The organism is Streptomyces sp. NPDC101166, assembly GCF_044768125.1.
GTDB lineage: Bacteria > Actinomycetota > Actinomycetes > Streptomycetales > Streptomycetaceae > Streptomyces.
The window spans coordinates 430,927-445,663 of the sequence record NZ_JBIWPF010000001.1; the positions used below are offsets into that span (position 1 = coordinate 430,927).

Genomic DNA, 14,737 nt, shown 5'->3' on the forward strand with positions numbered 1-14,737 from the left:
ATCGGCGGACGGCTATTCCCACCGCCCGTGAGTGTTCACACGCGCTTGACGATCGGGGACGCCCCCGGGCGGGAGCGCCCCGCCGGCGGGCACGTACCGTGGGCGGTGCAATCGCCCGCCATCCCTCACGCTGGACCCACATGAACGTCACCCGAGGCTTCACCGGACGCCCGCGCGTCCACAACCCGGGGCTGCCGCCCGGCCAGTACGACGCGGGCGACGACTGGCCCGTGCTGTCCGCCGAGGTCACCCCCGACCTCGCGCCCGCCGACTGGAGCCTCACCATCGACGGGCTGGTGGACGCCCCCCGCAGCTGGAACTGGCGGCAGGCGCACGAACTGCCCGCCTCGGCGTACGAGGGCGACATCCACTGCGTGACCGGCTGGTCGAAGTTCGGGGTGAGGTTCGGGGGCGTGTCGCTCGACGCCTTCCTGGACGCCGCCCGGCCGCGGGCGGACGCCACCCACGCCGTCGCCTACTCGCACACCGGGTACACCGCCGGCCTGCCGCTCGCGGACCTGACCGGCGGCCGGGCGTGGATCGCCTTCACCCACGACGGCGAGCCGCTCGCCCCGGAGCACGGCGGTCCGGCGCGACTGGTCGTGCCGCACCTGTATTTCTGGAAGAGCGCCAAGTGGATCGCCGGCCTGCGGCTGCTCGACCACGACGAGGCGGGGTTCTGGGAGCAGAACGGCTACCACGAGCGCGGCAACCCCTGGGAGGAGCAGAGGTACTCCGGTGACTGAGACCCTTCCCGCGTTCACTCCCCCGACCCGGTTCGCCGTGCCCGGCCGCATCCCCGTGAGCGACCCGGCGGCGTCGGTGTGGCAGACGGCCACGCTCACCGGCATCCGCCGCGAGACGCCGAACGCGTCGACGTTCCGCCTCGCGGTGCCCGCCTGGCCCGGACACCTGCCGGGACAGCACCTGACGCTGCGGCTCACCGCCGGTGACGGCTACACCGCCCAGCGGCACTATTCGATCGCCTCCGCCCCCGACGACTCGGGCCACATCGAGCTGACCCTGGACCATGTGGCCGGCGGCGAGGTCTCCGGCTGGTTCCACACCGTCGCCCGGCCCGGTGACGAGGTGCAGGTGCGCGGGCCGCTCAGCGGCTTCTTCGCCTGGCCCGGGGACCGGCCCGCGCTGCTGATCGGCGCGGGCTCCGGGGTCGTCCCGCTGATGTCGATGCTGCGCCACCGCCGGGCCCGGGGGCTGTCCGTGCCGCTGCGCCTGCTGGTGTCGGCCCGCGGCCCCGAGGAGCTGATCTACGCCGACGAGTACGGCGCGGAGACCACGCCCGTGTTCACGCGGAGCGCGCCCGAGGGCACGGCCGTCGGGCGGCTCGCGGCCGGCCACCTGGCGCGGCTGGTCGCCGAGGCGCCGGCGGGCGGCTGGGAGGCGTACGTGTGCGGGTCGAACGGGTTCGCAGAGCACGCGTCGCGGCTGCTGGTCGCGGCGGGACAGCCGGTGGAGCGGATCCGCATCGAACGCTTCGGCTGAGCCGGCACGGACCGGGCCGTTTCCGGACTTCGTCCCGGTGAGCGATCTTCGCCCAACGGGTATCTCCTGTTTGTGGTGACTCGTCCGCGCGACGGCGAGGAGGTCGCATGCGAATCCGGGTGCGCTGGCGCTGGCGGAAGAACCCGCTGCGGCGCCGCTCCGACCTCGTGGAGGCCTGGACGGTGCTGGCGGTGGCCGTCCTGCTGCTGGTCGCCGCGCCCCTGGCCGGGGCGCTGGTCGGCCGGTGGGCGTATGACGAGGCGCGGGCCGGGGCGGCCGAGCAGCGGGCCGGCCGACATCAGGTGCGGGCGAAGGTGGTGAGCCGTCCGCCTGAGACGCTTCCCACGGCGGAGGGCGTACGGGAGGAGGCGTACCGGGTGACCGTGCGCTGGACGGATTCCGGCGGGGCGGTCCGGACGGCCCCGGCGCGGGTGCCGTCCGGCACGGAGCGCGGGGACACGGTCGGCGTGTGGTTCGACGCGCGGGGACGCGCCGTGCCCGCGCCCCCGGACGGCGCGGCGGTGTGGCAGCACACCCTCACGTCGGGCGTGTGCACGACCGGCGGCGCGGCCGCCGCGGTGCTGGCCGGGTACGCCGTGGTCCGCCGGGTGACGCAGCGCCGTCGGCTGGACGAATGGGACAGGGAGTGGGCGCGCACGGGCCCCGAGTGGAGCGGGCGCAAGGCATGAGGCTCCGAGGGCCCGGGGGCGTGGTCTGGTGCGGGGGTCCCGGCCGCACGTACGGTGTGATCATTCGTTCGGGCACTTGACAAAAAGGCGGTTGTTCATGCCCCTGTTCGACCTGTCCCTGGAGGAGCTGCGCGAGTACCGCAGCGCGTCCGCCGAGCCGGAGGACTTCGACGCCTTCTGGTCCAAGACCCTTCAGGAGGCCCGCGAGCACGACCTGGACGCCCGTTTCGAGCCGGTCGACACGGGGCTGGCCACGGTCTCGGTGTACGACGTGACGTTCGCCGGGTTCGGCGGTCACCCGGTGAAGGGCTGGCTCACGCTGCCGGTCGGCGCGTCCGAACCGCTGCCGCTGGTCGTGGAGTTCGTCGGGTACGGCGGTGGGCGCGGGCTGGCGCACCAGCACCTGCTGTGGGCGTCGACGGGCCGGGCGCACTTCGTCATGGACACCCGCGGCCAGGGCAGCGGGTGGGGCGGCGGGGGCGGCACCGCCGACCCGGTGGGCGGCGGACCGGCGTTCCCGGGGTTCATGACCCGGGGCGTCGACGCTCCGGAGCACTACTACTACCGCCGGGTGTTCACCGACGCGGTGCGTGCCGTGGAGGCGGCGCGTTCGCATCCGCTGAGCGACGCCGCGCGCACGACGGTGCTGGGCGGGAGCCAGGGCGGCGGCATGTCGATCGCCGTGGGCGGCCTGGTGCCGGACCTGGCGGCGGTCGCGCCGGACGTGCCCTTCCTGTGCGACTTCCCGCGCGCGGCGACGCTGACGGACCGTCACCCCTACCGTGAGATCGGCCTGTTCCTCAAGACGCACCGGGGCCGCACACAGGACGTGCTGCGGACGCTGTCGTACTTCGACGGCGTGCATTTCGCCGCCCGCGCGTCGGCGCCGGCCCTCTTCTCGGCGGCGCTGGAGGACCAGACGTGCCCGCCGTCGACCGTGTTCGCCGCGTTCAACGCGTGGGCGCACGAGGACAAGGCGATCGAGGTGTACGACTTCAACGACCACGAGGGCGGCGGCCCCTACCAGGAGGCGGCCAAGCTGCGCTGGCTGCGGTCGTACGCCTGACGGTCCCGGACGCCGAAACCCCTCCTTCCCTCCGGTCCGACCAGTCGGTATGTTCAGGGTGCCCGGACGGCGCTGTCGCGGTCCGGGGTTCCGGCGGATCACGGAGGGCCCATGTCCGAGCACGTGCCACAGGTTCACGGCCACTGCGACGAGCGGTTCGCGGCGGTGCGCGCCGCGTTCGAGGAGAACTTCCGGGAACGCGACGAGTTGGGCGCGGCGGTGAGCGTCATCGTGGACGGCACGCCGGTGGTGGACCTGTGGGGCGGCTGGGCGGACGCGGCGCGCACGCGTGCGTGGGAGCGGGACACGCTGGTCAACGTGTGGTCCACGTCGAAGGGGCCGACGGCGCTGTGCGCGCACATCCTCGCCGACCGGGGGCTGCTCGACCTCGACGCGCCGGTCGCGGCGTACTGGCCCGAGTTCGCCGCGGCGGGCAAGGAGCGGGTCCTGGTGCGGCATCTGCTGTCCCACCGCGCGGGACTGGCGGGCCTGCGGGAACCGCACTCCCTCGAGGAGCTGTACGACTGGGAGCTGACCGTCGCCCGGCTGGCGGCCACCGAACCCTGGTGGGAGCCGGGCACCCGGTCCGGCTACCACGCCCTCACCTACGGCTTCCTGGTCGGGGAGGTCGTGCGGCGAGTGTCGGGGCTGCTGCCGGGCGCGTTCCTGGAGCGGGAGGTGACCGGGCCGCTCGGCATCGACTTCACGATCGGGCTGCCGGAGAAGGAGGCCGGCCGCGCCGCCGAGATGGTGCACCCGCGCGCCGCCACCAGCAGCGAACAGGCCGCCGTCTTCAGCCAGTTGACGCCCGCCGCGCTCGCCGCCCTGACCAACCCCCTGGCGGGCGCCGACGAGGCGAACTCGCCTCGGTGGCGGGCCGCCGAGGTTCCGGCTGCGAACGGCCACGGCACCGCGCGGGCCGTCGCCGCGCTGTACGGCGTGATCGCCGGCCGGGGTTCGCTCGCCGGCCGCCGGGTGCTGTCGCCGGAGGCGGCCGAGCGGGTCCGTGAGGGGCAGGGAGCCTGCCGGGACCTGGTGCTGGGGGCGGGTTTCGCGCAGGAGACGGAGCTCGGCCTCGGGCTGTGGCTGAGCGGGCCGAACGGCTCGTACGGGCCCAATCCACGGGCCGTCGGACACGACGGCTTCGGCGGCTCCTGCGGCCTCGCCGACCCGGAGGGGGGAGTCTGCCTGGGCTATGTCATGAACCGCATGGGACCCCACATCGCGGACGATCCCCGCAAGATGGCGCTGGTGCAGGCGGTGTACAGCGCCCTGTGACACGGGAGCGCAGGGTGTGCCGGGGCTCGCCGGGCACGGCTGGGAAAGTCCGGGCGGGCTCAGGCCGGCTTGCGCCACACGGAGATGTGCTTCGAGGAGTCCTGGGTGAACGGGGCTCCGTCCCAGTCGGCGACGCGCCGTTCCAGCTCCAGCCCCGCGATCCGCGCCATCAGGTCGAGCTCCGCCGGCCACGCGTACCGGTGCCGGGAGTCGTCGCGCCGGTAAAGGCCGTCCTCGCCGTCGCGGGTGAAGTGGTGGGAGACGAGGATCTGCTCGACCAGGTCGAAGGTGTCGAAGCCGAGATGCCGCTCGGAGACGTCGAAGGGGACCGCGACCTGCCCGGGCGGCAGCAACCGCAGCGGCGGCACGCCCAGTTCGATCACGAACCGGCCGCCGGGCGCCAGATGACGTGCGGCGTTGCGGAAGCACTCGACCTGCTCGTCCTGCGTGAGCAGGTTCGTGATCGTGTTGTAGACGAGATAGACGAGGGTGAACTCGCCGGGGACGACGGTCGTGGCCATGTCCCCGATGGTCACCGGGAGCATGTCCTCGCCGATCTTGCGCCGAAGGACCGACGTCATGTCCTTCGACAATTCGATGCCCACGACGGGCACGCCGCTCTCGCGGAGCGGGACTCCCACTCGTCCGGTGCCGACGGCGAACTCGAGTGCCCGGCCGTCTCCGGCGAGTTCGGCGAGGAAGGCGACGGTCGGCCCCAGCACGGCGGCCGAGGACATCTCGGTCTCCTCGGTGTCGTAGCGGTCGGCGGTCGCACGCGTCCACAGTTCACTGCTCGTCATCGGCATCACTTTGCCGCGCGGGGCGGAGAGTTGTCCAAGTGTTTTGGGCGCCCGTACCGTCGCGGCACACGCTCAGCGGTTCCCGGCGGATTCCGCTTTGCGCGCCTCGACCAGTCGCACGCGTGGACTTCCGTCGCTCCTCGTGCCGAACTCGGGAAGGGCTCCGAGGCTCACCTCGAAGCCCGCGCGCTCCAGTTCACGGCGTACCTCGCCGAGCCGGAACGCCCGGTAGTACATGACGAACGGCGGCCGCCACACGGCGTTGCGCGCCCGCATCACGGCGTCGAAGCCGAGGAGCGTCCAGTAGGCCCAGGAGGTCGCACGGGGCGGGGCGACGACGGGGAAGGCGAAGCGGCCGCCGGCCCGCAGCGCGGTGTGCACCTGGCCGAAGAGGACGGGCAGTTCGCGCGGCAGGAAGTGCCCGAACGCGCCGAAGCTGACGACGAGGTCGAAACGGGCGATGAACGGCAGGGCCCGCGCGTCCGCACGCACCCAGGACACCCGGGGCGGTGTCGTCGGGTCCGCCTTCGTCCGCTCGCGGGCCACGTCGAGCATGCCCGCGCTGAAGTCGACGCCGGTGACGCTGCGCCGGCACAGCGGGGCGAGGACGTCGACGCCGGCGCCCGTGCCGCAGCACAGGTCCAGGCCGTCGTCGTAGGGGCCGGTCCGGCGCAGGGCCGAACCCACCGCGTCAAGGACGGAGTCGGGGGTGCGGAACGGCGTGTGGTCGAACTTCGGCGCGAGCAGGTCGTAGCCGCGCTCGACGGACGACAGGGCCTGGACGGCGAGCTCGCGCAGCGTGGGGCCTTCGGGGCTGAACATCGTCGCCAGCGTACCCGGGCGAGCCGGCGGCACGGCCGGGCGCGCAGCACACGGGCCGGCGGCTTGTCCGGTCGCGGGTCACTGATTAAGCCGGCGGCACGGCCGGGCGCGCAGCACACGGGCCGGCGGCTTGTCCGGTCGCGGGTCACTGATTACTCTCCTGAGTGTCTAATCAACTAATTGACTATGAGGTGATCGGATGCGTGCCTTCCGTGAGGCGGTCGAGGCCGGCGACATCGACGCCGTGGCGGACCTGCTGGCCGAGGACGTGGTGTTCACCAGCCCGGTCGTCTTCAAGCCGTACCCCGGCAAGGCGATCACCACGGCGATCCTGCGGGCGGTGTCGCAGGTCTTCGAGGACTTCCGGTACGAGAAGGAGCTCGCCGGGCCGGACGGCCGGGACAGCGCGCTGGTGTTCACGGCCCGCGTAGGCGGCCGGGAGCTGAGCGGCTGCGACTTCCTCCACGTCGGCGAGGACGGCCTGATCGACGAACTGACCGTGATGGTGCGGCCGTTGTCGGGCGCGCAGGCGCTGGCGGCGGCGATGGGCGCGCGGTTCGACGACATCGTCAAGGAGGCGGAGGCGCGGGCGGTGTGAGCGGGCGCGCCTCCGCGACGGGGGCGGGTCAGTCGCCGAGCGCCTCCAGGGTGGCCCTGGTGTCCTTCTTCAGCCAGTCGACCACCTCGTCGAGCTCCGGCGGATCCTTGTCGTCGTCGTACGAGGAGAGATACAGGCTGTAGTCCATCGAGTACGTCACCCAGCCGTCCCGGACGGCGAGGGTGGCGTCGATGGAGCCGCTGGTGCTGGAGCCGCCGGTGGTGTCCTGGCTGACGAGATAGGCCTCGTCTCCGATGCCGGTGACGGTGTCCACGTCGTAACCGGTGCGGCTCTCCGCGTAGTTCTTCCAGCGGGCGGTGAACTCGGGCCCCGGGTCCGTCTTCTTGTGCAGCTGCAACTGGATGGAGAGGTACGCGTCGGTGTACGTGGAGCCGGCCTTCTTCAAGCTGACGCTGCAGTAGCTGTCGTCGAGGGCGGGGTCCTCCAGCTCGTTGTGGGTCGGCGTGCCGGCGTCCCCGGTGTACTGCGCCTTGAACGACGAGTAGTCGGCGCTGGTGCACAGGTTCGCGGGCGCGGTGTAGCCGCGCAGGTCCGCCTCGGCTCCCCGGCCGTCACCGACGAGGAAGACGCCCGCCGCCCAGGCGGCGGAGGCCACGACCGCACCGACGGCGGCCCACAGCACCGCGCGTCCGGCGGCCTTCCCGCCGCCGCCGGACGGCGGGGCGGGCGCGGGACCGTAGCCGGTGTGCTGGGCATACGGGTTGCCCGGGTGGGGCTGGGGCTGGGGCTGCGCGGGCAGGCCGGCCAGGGTCGGCTGGTGGTGGAAGGTCTGTTGCCCCGGCTGCGGAGCCGGTGCGGCCTGGGGGTGCCCCGCACCCGCGCCCGGTCCCGGCGACCGGGGGTGCGGGTAGGGGTACGCACTCGGCTGGACGGGCGCGTCGGAAGGCTGTTCCGGTTGCTGCGGCTGCGGCGACGTGGACATGACGTGACGATACCCATCGATGGTGGTCAAGTCCCCTGTTGTCGCCGATCGTTACGGTCTGGGGACCTCGTCCCGGGCGCGAGCGCTCGACCGGCCGGCGTCGGGGCGTGCTACAGTGCCAGTGGCATTCGTGCAGGCCGCGTCTTCGGCCCGGTGCCGTCTTCGATCCCTCGCCGATCCGCCCGCCGTACGACGGCATGGGCGCCAGCTTTCCCGCACACCTCATGAGCAGGCTCTTCAGGCCGCGCCCGAGGTGAGCGTTTCCCGCCGCCGGAAGGCGTGCGTTCCATCGCCCCTCCTCTCGCGGCGACTCCTTCCCCACCTCCGCTCGGCCCCTCCCGTCCTTCCGAAAGGACCCCGCATCATGACCACCACTCTCGAACACCCCTCTGTACAGCCGGAGTTCCCGGCCCAGCTCGTCGGCGGCGTCCTCGACGTCGACGGACACGGGAAGGCGCGGCTGCGCGCCGGGAACCTGCTGCCCTCCCCCTCCGACGTCCAGGTCCCGGCCACGCTGATCCGCCGACTGGGGCTGCGCAAGGGCGACTTCGTGGAAGGGCCGCGCGGCGCGTCGCGAACGCTGACCGACGTCGCCCGCGTCAACGGCCGGACGCCACAGCAGGCGCGCGGCCGCAGGGACTTCCGCGACCTGACACCCCTGCACCCGCACGAGCGGCTGCGCCTCGAACATCCCGCGGCCGGTCTCGCCGGGCGGGTCACCGACCTGCTCGCGCCCGTCGGCAAGGGGCAGCGCGGGCTCATCGTCGCCCCGCCCAAGACCGGCAAGACGGTGCTGCTCCAGCAGATCGCCGCCGCCGTGGCCGGGAACCACCCCGAGGCACGGCTGATGGTGGTGCTCCTGGACGAACGCCCCGAGGAAGTCACCGACATGCGGCGCTCCGTACGAGGTGAGGTGTACGCCTCGACCTTCGACCGGACTCCCCAGCAGCACATCGCCCTCGCCGAGCTGGTCGTGGAGCGGGCCAAGCGGTTCGTCGAGGCCGGCGAGGACGTCGTGATCCTGCTCGACTCGCTGACCCGGCTGTGCCGGGCCCACAACAACGCGGCCGGCGCAGGGGGCCGCACCCTCAGCGGCGGGGTCGACGCGACCGCGCTGACCGGCCCGAAGCGCTTCTTCGGCGCGGCGCGGGCGGCGGAGGAGGGCGGCTCGCTCACCGTCCTGGCCACCGCCCTGGTGGAGACCGGGTCCCGCGCCGACGACTTCTTCTTCGAGGAGCTGAAGAGCACCGGCAACATGGAGCTGCGCCTCGACCGGGAGCCTGCCTCCCGCCGTCTCTTCCCCGCCGTCGACATCGACGGCTCCGGCACCCGTCGCGAGGAACTCCTCCTGCCCCCCGGCGAGTTGGAGGCCGTGCGGGGGCTGCGCCGGGCCCTGCGGACCCGGGACGGCCGCGCGCACCTCGAGACGCTGCTGCAGCGGCTGCGCGAGACCCCGGACAACGCGGCCTTCCTGCGCCGCGTCCGGCCCACGCTGCCTGCCGGCTGACCCCGCACAACGCGGGGACCCCCTCGGTGCGGCATCCGGGTGGCTCACGCGCGCGTCCGGCACCGGCAGCGCCGGGAAGCACGGGAGAGTTCTTAGTTTGATCGCATGACGATCGGATTCTCCTCTCGGGCGGCCGCGCAGGCCTGCGCGATCTGTGTGGCGGGCGCGCTGGCCCTCGGGCCCGCCGCCGTCGCCGCCCCCGCCGAGCCGGACCCCGGTCCACACGGCGGAGCACGGGCCACCCTGCCCCGGCCGTCCCTGCTGTACCGCGCCGGCACACAGGTACGGCCGCACCCCGGAGCACCCGAGCTGCCGGACGTCTCCGCGCTGTCCTGGGTGGTGGCCGACGCCCGCACCGGCGAGGTGCTCGCCGCGTCGGACGCACACCGCCCGCTGCCCCCCGCCAGCACCATGAAGACCCTGTTCGCGCTCACCGTGCTGCCGGTCCTGCCCGGTGGCATCCGCCACCGGGTCACCGAGGAGGAGCTCACGGGGATCGGCCCGGGCAGCAGCCTCGTGGGGGTCGTCGAGGGCGAGACGTACTCGGTCGACGATCTGTGGCGGGGGGTGTTCCTCAGCTCCGGCAACGACGCCGTCCACGTCCTCGCCGCGCTCAACGGGGGCTGGGAGACCACGGCGGCGCGGATGCGCGTCAAGGCGCGTTCCCTGGGCGCCCTGGACACCCACGTGGTGTCGCCCGACGGGTACGACGCGCCCGGCCAGGTGTCGTCGGCGTACGACCTGGCGGTGTTCGGGCGGGCCGGACTGCGTAACGCCGACTTCGCACGGCACTGCGCCACCGTGCAGGCGCGGTTCCCCGGCCGTGACGGCCGGTGGTTCGGGATCGCCAACACCAACCGGCTGTTGAGCGGCGAGGACGGCGTCGAGCCGTACCAGGGGCTGATCGGCGTGAAGAACGGCTACACCAGCGAGGCCGGTCACACGCTGGTGGCCGCCGCCCGCCGCGAGGGACGCACCCTGGTGGTCACGGTGATGCACCCCCGGACGGGCGGCGCCCACGCCGTGTACAGCGAGGCGCGTGACCTGCTGGACTGGGGGTTCGAGGCCGCGGAGCAGGTCGACCCGGTGGGCTCGCTGGACGGGCTGCGCGAGCGGCGGCGTGCGGCGTCGGGCCCCGAGGTCGTGCCGGTGGCGGCCGCGGCGGCCCCCGCCGACGGTCCCGGATGGTCGGACGCGGCTCTGATCGCGGGCGCGGCCTTCCTCGGCGCGGCCGTCATGGCGCTGGCCCTGCGGCCGAGGAGACGCCGCCCGCTGTCGGGCATGTGACGCTTCAACTGCCGGACGACGCAGCGGCGTTACCCGCCGCACCACGATCGAAAACATGATCGAAATTTGATGTTCCCGGTCTGATCGGCTGCCGTATGGTCGCACCTGCCCGCCGGAGTGCCCGAGCGGGCGTACGAAGGGGGTACACCCATGCGCCGAAAGATCGCGACCTTGGCCGCGGCCACCGCCGTCCTCGCCGCCGGCATGCTCGCCACCGCGACGTCGGCTTCCGCGACCGTCGACCCGCCCGCGGGCGGCTGGGACCACACGTGGACCACGTCCGACTCCGTGCCCGGCGGCACGGTCTACATCGCCGAGCACGGCGACGTCGTGTCGCTGTGCGACACGGACGCCGACAGCATGGCTCCCCGCGTCTCGATCGCCGTCGAGGAGAGCATCGCCGGCGCCTACGACATCCGCTACACGCTCACCGCCTCGGGCGGCGAGGGCAACTGTGTCGTGGCCAGGGCCACCCAGGGGGGCGTGTACGACCTCCCCGAGGGCAAGAACATCGGCGTCACCATCTGGCTGGGTCCGGACCGCAGGAGCCAGACCCAGCACTACTACAAGAACGACCACTAGCCGGCGCGCGTCCGGCCTGTCGGGGTCAGAACACCGACAGGCCGGTCAGTGTCGTGAAGCGGTCCAGGGCTGCGACGCCCGCCACCGAGTTGCCCCGCTCGTCCAGGCCCGGGCTCCACACGCACAGCGTGCAGCGGCCGGGGACGACCGCGATGATGCCACCGCCGACCCCGCTCTTGCCGGGCAGGCCCACGCGGTAGGCGAAGTCGCCGGCCGCGTCGTACGTGCCGCAGGTCAGCATGACGGCGTTGACCTGCTTGGCCTGGCTTCGGGTGAGCAGCCGGCTGCCGTCGGCGCGGACGCCGTGCCGGGCGAGGAAGCCCGTCGCAAGGGCGAGCCCGGCGCAGGAGGCGGTGATCGAGCACTGGCGGAAGTACTGGTCGAGCAGGACCGGCACCGGGTTGTCGATGTTGCCGTAGGACGCCATGAAATGGGCGAGGGCGGCGTTGCGGTCGCCGTGCGCGGACTCGGAGGCGGCGACGTCCAGGTCGAAGTCGAGTGCGGGGTCGCCGCTCTCCGCGCGCAGGAACGCCAGCAGTTCGCCGGCCGCGTCCGAGGTACGGGTGTGGAGGCGGTCGGTGACGACGAGGGCGCCCGCGTTGATGAACGGGTTGCGCGGGATGCCGTTCTCGTACTCCAGCTGGACCAGGGAGTTGAACGGATTGCCGGAGGGCTCGCGACCCACGTGCTCCCAGAGCTCGTCGCCCTCGCGGGCGAGGTCCAGGGCGAGGGTGAACACCTTGGTGATGGACTGCGTGGAGAACGGCTCGCGCCAGTCCCCCACGCCGTACACCGTGCCGTCCGGTTCGGCGACGGCCATGCCGAAGCTGCGCGGGTCGCGGGCCGCGAGCGCCGGGATGTAGTCGGCGGGCCGGCCGCGGCCCGGGGTGCGCTCCGCCTCCTCGGCGATGCGCTCCAGGACCGGGCGGAAGCCGGGCGAGGACGTCGTCGTCATGATCGCCATTGTGCCTCTCAGGGTTCCCCGGCGCCGGTCCGGGAGCGTCGCCGCGAGCCGGAACGGATCAGGTCAGGGGCTGCGGAGCGAGGGGCGAGCCGCTGCCGGCGAGGATCTCGGGACGGAGCAGGTCGGTGAGCCGTTCGGCGGGCAACAGGCCCTTCTCCAGGACGAGTTCGGCGACGCCTCGGCCGGTGGCGAGGGCCTCCTTGGCGATGTCGGTGGCCGCCGTGTAGCCGATGTGGGGGTTGAGGGCGGTCACCAGGCCGATGGAGTTCTCGACCGTCGCGCGCAGTGTCTCGGTGTTGGCGGTGATCCCGTCGACGCAGCGCTCGGCGAGGGTGAGGCACGCGGCGCGCAGGTGGGTGATCGACTCCGACAACGAGTGCAGGATGATCGGCTCGAAGGCGTTGAGCTGGAGCTGTCCGGCCTCGGCGGCCATGGTGATGGTGACGTCGTTGCCGATCACCTCGAAGGCGACCTGGTTGACGACCTCGGGGATGACCGGGTTGACCTTGCCCGGCATGATCGACGAACCCGCCTGCACCGGCGGCAGGTTGATCTCCCCCAGACCGGCGCGCGGCCCGGAGGACAGCAGGCGCAGGTCGTTGCAGCTCTTGGAGAGCTTGACGGCGATCCGCTTGAGGACACCGGACATCTGGACGAACGCCCCGCAGTCCTGGGTGGCCTCGACCAGGTTGGCGGCGGTCACCAGCGGCAGCCCGGTGATCTCGGCGAGATGGCGGCGGGCCGACTCGGCGTATCCGGCGGGGGCGTTGAGGCCGGTGCCGATCGCGGTGGCGCCGAGGTTGATCTCGTGGATCAGCTCGACGGCCTCGGCGAGCCGGCTGCGGTCCTCGTCCAGCATCACCGCGAACGCCGAGAACTCCTGCCCGAGCGTCATCGGCACCGCGTCCTGGAGCTGGGTGCGGCCCATCTTCAGGACGTCCTTGAACTCCACTGCCTTGCGGGCGAACGCGTCCTGGAGGACGGCCATCGCCTTGAGCAGCCCGCGCACCGCGAAGACCGTCGCGACCTTGACCGCGGTCGGGTAGACGTCGTTGGTGGACTGGCCGAGGTTGACGTCCTCGTTGGGGTGCAGGAACCCGTACTGGCCCTTGTCGTGGCCCAGCAGCTCCAACGCCCGGTTGGCGACGACCTCGTTGGCGTTCATGTTGGTCGAGGTGCCGGCGCCGCCCTGCACGACGTCCACCACGAACTGCTCGTGCAGCCCGCCGGCCCGTATCTCACGGCAGGCGGCGACGATGGCGGCGGCCTTCTCCGGGGCCAGGAGCCCGAGTTCCTCGTTGGCGAGGGCGGCGGCCTCCTTCACGGCGGCGAGGGCGTCGATGAGGTGCGGGTAGGCCGAGATCGGGGTGCCGGTGATGGGGAAGTTCTCCGTCGCGCGCAGGGTGTGCACACCCCAGTACGCGTCGGCGGGGACGTCACGGTCCCCCAGCAGATCGTGTTCACGGCGGGTCGCTGCGGCGGTCATAGGAGTGCGGGTCCTCTTTCTGAGGGGGCGGAGACCGAGCGCCCTCGAAGGGGCGCGGGGTGTGGTGGTTGCGCGGCTGCCGCCGCGGACGAAAGGGACGACGAAGAGGTTAGTGGCGCATCAGGCGCAGGCCGACACCGGGTCCAGGGCCCGCACCGGTCGCACGCTTCCCACGGGCTCGCCCCCGCCGAGCAGCGGCTCGCCGGCGAAGGCGGTGAGCAGGGCGGGGTCGACGCCGGCGCGAGCCAGGGCGGCCGCCGCGACGGGGACACGGGCCCGGTCGGCGCCGTCGGAGATCTTGACGGCGATCGCGCGGCCGTCGGGCAGCGCGGCTACCTCGACGCCCTCGAAGCCGTCCTTGGCGAGCAGCCCGGGGACCGCCCGCATCAGCTCGGCGACGTCCCGGCCGGCGCCGGAGGCCATCTCGGGGTGCTCGCGCATCGCGTCGGCGACACGGGCCTCCGGGGTGCCCGGGGCGGCCGTGGTGATGCGGGCGGCGGCGCGGGCGAGGCCGTGCAGGGAGACGGAGAAGAGGGGCGCGCCGCAGCCGTCGACGGTGACGTGCGCGATGCGCTGTCCGGTGAGGTCCTCGACGATCTCGGCGATCGCCTGCTGGAGGGGGTGCCCGGGGTCGAGGTAGCCGTCGAGGGGCCAGCCGTTGAGCTTGCAGGTGTAGAGCATGGCCGCGTGCTTGCCGGAGCAGTTCTGGGCGAGGCGGGAGGGCCCGCGCCCGTCGCGGATCCAGGTGTCGCGGACCGGCCGGCCGAACGGCATGTCGGGGACGTTGCGCAGGTCGTCCTCGGTGAGGCCGGCCCGGTCCAGGATGCGCCGGGCGCCGGCGAGGTGGCGTTCCTCGCCGGAGTGGCTGGCGGCGGCGAGCGAGAGCAGCTCGCCGTCGAGCGGGAGCCCGGCGCGCACCATGGCGACGGCCTGGACGGGCTTGAGGGCCGAGCGCGGGTAGAAGGCGACCTCGATGTCGCCGAGCTGGAAGGCGACCTCGCCGTCCGTGCCGAGGACGACGACGGAGCCGTGGTGGACGCCTTCGGTCACCCCGCCGCGGACGAGGTGGGCGACGGGGGCGTGGAGGGGTTCGCGGAGGGTGGGCGCCTGGGCGAGGGAACTGCTGTACATCACTGCCTGATCACTGGTGGGCGGGCATGGGCCGGCGTCGGGTCCCGGGGTCCTCGTACCGCGTCCGGGCGGACGCGGTAC

At 73.1% G+C, this 14,737-nt stretch carries 15 protein-coding genes; 9 read left to right on the top strand and 6 right to left on the bottom strand.

Annotated elements, in window-relative coordinates:
* Positions 1-140: 140 nt before the first annotated feature.
* The 5 genes from ACIRS4_RS01905 (at position 141) to ACIRS4_RS01925 (ending at position 4,536) form a co-directional block, all read left to right on the top strand.
* On the top strand, positions 141-746 hold the full coding sequence (locus ACIRS4_RS01905) for a sulfite oxidase-like oxidoreductase (RefSeq protein WP_404188510.1): 606 nt from the start codon (positions 141-143) through the stop codon (positions 744-746).
* A complete protein-coding gene (locus ACIRS4_RS01910) occupies positions 739-1,503 on the top strand; it encodes a ferredoxin reductase (RefSeq protein WP_404188512.1) in 765 nt (254 codons plus the stop codon). Before ACIRS4_RS01905 ends, ACIRS4_RS01910 begins: the two co-directional genes overlap by 8 nt.
* A 107-nt stretch (positions 1,504-1,610) precedes the next feature.
* Positions 1,611-2,192, top strand: coding sequence for a hypothetical protein (locus ACIRS4_RS01915; protein ID WP_404188514.1), 582 nt, complete (start codon positions 1,611-1,613; stop codon positions 2,190-2,192).
* Between the two features lie 97 nt (positions 2,193-2,289).
* Entirely contained in the window at positions 2,290-3,258 is a 969-nt protein-coding gene (locus ACIRS4_RS01920; protein ID WP_404188517.1) for an acetylxylan esterase, read from the top strand.
* A 111-nt stretch (positions 3,259-3,369) separates the two neighbouring features.
* On the top strand, positions 3,370-4,536 hold the full coding sequence (locus ACIRS4_RS01925; RefSeq protein WP_404188520.1) for a serine hydrolase domain-containing protein: 1,167 nt from the start codon (positions 3,370-3,372) through the stop codon (positions 4,534-4,536).
* 59 nt (positions 4,537-4,595) lie between these two features.
* Here ACIRS4_RS01925 and ACIRS4_RS01930 read toward each other — a convergent pair whose 3' ends face one another.
* Positions 4,596-5,336: a class I SAM-dependent DNA methyltransferase gene (locus ACIRS4_RS01930; RefSeq protein ID WP_404188522.1), complete on the bottom strand. Its 741-nt coding sequence runs from the start codon at positions 5,334-5,336 to the stop codon at positions 4,596-4,598.
* Positions 5,337-5,408: 72 nt separating this feature from the next.
* Positions 5,409-6,158: a class I SAM-dependent methyltransferase gene (locus tag ACIRS4_RS01935; protein ID WP_404188525.1), complete on the bottom strand. Its 750-nt coding sequence runs from the start codon at positions 6,156-6,158 to the stop codon at positions 5,409-5,411.
* Between the two features lie 199 nt (positions 6,159-6,357).
* On the opposite strand from ACIRS4_RS01935, the gene ACIRS4_RS01940 reads away from it, so the two are divergent.
* Positions 6,358-6,756, top strand: a complete 399-nt coding sequence (locus ACIRS4_RS01940) for a nuclear transport factor 2 family protein (RefSeq protein WP_404188528.1) — start codon at positions 6,358-6,360, stop codon at positions 6,754-6,756.
* Positions 6,757-6,784: 28 nt separating this feature from the next.
* Here ACIRS4_RS01940 and ACIRS4_RS01945 read toward each other — a convergent pair whose 3' ends face one another.
* The gene (locus tag ACIRS4_RS01945) at positions 6,785-7,699 is read right to left on the bottom strand and encodes a hypothetical protein (RefSeq protein WP_404188531.1); all 915 of its coding nucleotides are present in this window, start codon (positions 7,697-7,699) and stop codon (positions 6,785-6,787) included.
* Positions 7,700-8,063: 364 nt separating this feature from the next.
* Between ACIRS4_RS01945 and rho the strand changes: the two genes are divergently transcribed.
* The 3 genes from rho to ACIRS4_RS01960 all read left to right on the top strand — a co-directional run bounded on the left by rho (position 8,064) and on the right by ACIRS4_RS01960 (position 11,075).
* Positions 8,064-9,206: a transcription termination factor Rho gene (rho, locus tag ACIRS4_RS01950; protein WP_404188533.1), complete on the top strand. Its 1,143-nt coding sequence runs from the start codon at positions 8,064-8,066 to the stop codon at positions 9,204-9,206.
* Positions 9,207-9,311: 105 nt separating this feature from the next.
* On the top strand, positions 9,312-10,493 hold the full coding sequence (locus tag ACIRS4_RS01955) for a D-alanyl-D-alanine carboxypeptidase family protein (RefSeq protein WP_404188535.1): 1,182 nt from the start codon (positions 9,312-9,314) through the stop codon (positions 10,491-10,493).
* Positions 10,494-10,643: 150 nt separating this feature from the next.
* A complete protein-coding gene (locus ACIRS4_RS01960; protein WP_404188538.1) occupies positions 10,644-11,075 on the top strand; it encodes a hypothetical protein in 432 nt (143 codons plus the stop codon).
* A gap of 25 nt (positions 11,076-11,100) precedes the next feature.
* Here ACIRS4_RS01960 and ACIRS4_RS01965 read toward each other — a convergent pair whose 3' ends face one another.
* The 3 genes from ACIRS4_RS01965 to ACIRS4_RS01975 all read right to left on the bottom strand — a co-directional run bounded on the left by ACIRS4_RS01965 (position 11,101) and on the right by ACIRS4_RS01975 (position 14,656).
* On the bottom strand, positions 11,101-12,039 hold the full coding sequence (locus ACIRS4_RS01965; protein WP_404188541.1) for a glutaminase: 939 nt from the start codon (positions 12,037-12,039) through the stop codon (positions 11,101-11,103).
* A 58-nt stretch (positions 12,040-12,097) separates the two neighbouring features.
* Positions 12,098-13,525, bottom strand: a complete 1,428-nt coding sequence (gene aspA / locus ACIRS4_RS01970; RefSeq protein WP_404188544.1) for an aspartate ammonia-lyase — start codon at positions 13,523-13,525, stop codon at positions 12,098-12,100.
* A 120-nt stretch (positions 13,526-13,645) separates the two neighbouring features.
* A complete protein-coding gene (locus ACIRS4_RS01975) occupies positions 13,646-14,656 on the bottom strand; it encodes an asparaginase (protein ID WP_404188547.1) in 1,011 nt (336 codons plus the stop codon).
* Between the last annotated feature and the right edge of the window lie 81 nt (positions 14,657-14,737).

Bases quoted from the DNA above. Each gene is read 5' to 3' on its own strand.
- ACIRS4_RS01940 (WP_404188528.1), top strand. From the start codon at position 6,358: ATGCGTGCCTTCCGTGAGGCGGTCGAGGCCGGCGACATCGACGCCGTG.
- ACIRS4_RS01960 (WP_404188538.1), top strand. From the start codon at position 10,644: ATGCGCCGAAAGATCGCGACCTTGGCCGCGGCCACCGCCGTCCTCGCC.
- rho (WP_404188533.1), top strand. From the start codon at position 8,064: ATGACCACCACTCTCGAACACCCCTCTGTACAGCCGGAGTTCCCGGCC.
- ACIRS4_RS01965 (WP_404188541.1), bottom strand. From the start codon at position 12,039: ATGGCGATCATGACGACGACGTCCTCGCCCGGCTTCCGCCCGGTCCTG.
- ACIRS4_RS01915 (WP_404188514.1), top strand. From the start codon at position 1,611: ATGCGAATCCGGGTGCGCTGGCGCTGGCGGAAGAACCCGCTGCGGCGC.
- ACIRS4_RS01945 (WP_404188531.1), bottom strand. From the start codon at position 7,699: ATGTCCACGTCGCCGCAGCCGCAGCAACCGGAACAGCCTTCCGACGCG.
- ACIRS4_RS01925 (WP_404188520.1), top strand. From the start codon at position 3,370: ATGTCCGAGCACGTGCCACAGGTTCACGGCCACTGCGACGAGCGGTTC.
- ACIRS4_RS01920 (WP_404188517.1), top strand. From the start codon at position 2,290: ATGCCCCTGTTCGACCTGTCCCTGGAGGAGCTGCGCGAGTACCGCAGC.
- ACIRS4_RS01930 (WP_404188522.1), bottom strand. From the start codon at position 5,336: ATGACGAGCAGTGAACTGTGGACGCGTGCGACCGCCGACCGCTACGAC.
- ACIRS4_RS01905 (WP_404188510.1), top strand. From the start codon at position 141: ATGAACGTCACCCGAGGCTTCACCGGACGCCCGCGCGTCCACAACCCG.
- ACIRS4_RS01975 (WP_404188547.1), bottom strand. From the start codon at position 14,656: ATGTACAGCAGTTCCCTCGCCCAGGCGCCCACCCTCCGCGAACCCCTC.
- ACIRS4_RS01935 (WP_404188525.1), bottom strand. From the start codon at position 6,158: ATGTTCAGCCCCGAAGGCCCCACGCTGCGCGAGCTCGCCGTCCAGGCC.
- ACIRS4_RS01955 (WP_404188535.1), top strand. From the start codon at position 9,312: ATGACGATCGGATTCTCCTCTCGGGCGGCCGCGCAGGCCTGCGCGATC.
- aspA (WP_404188544.1), bottom strand. From the start codon at position 13,525: ATGACCGCCGCAGCGACCCGCCGTGAACACGATCTGCTGGGGGACCGT.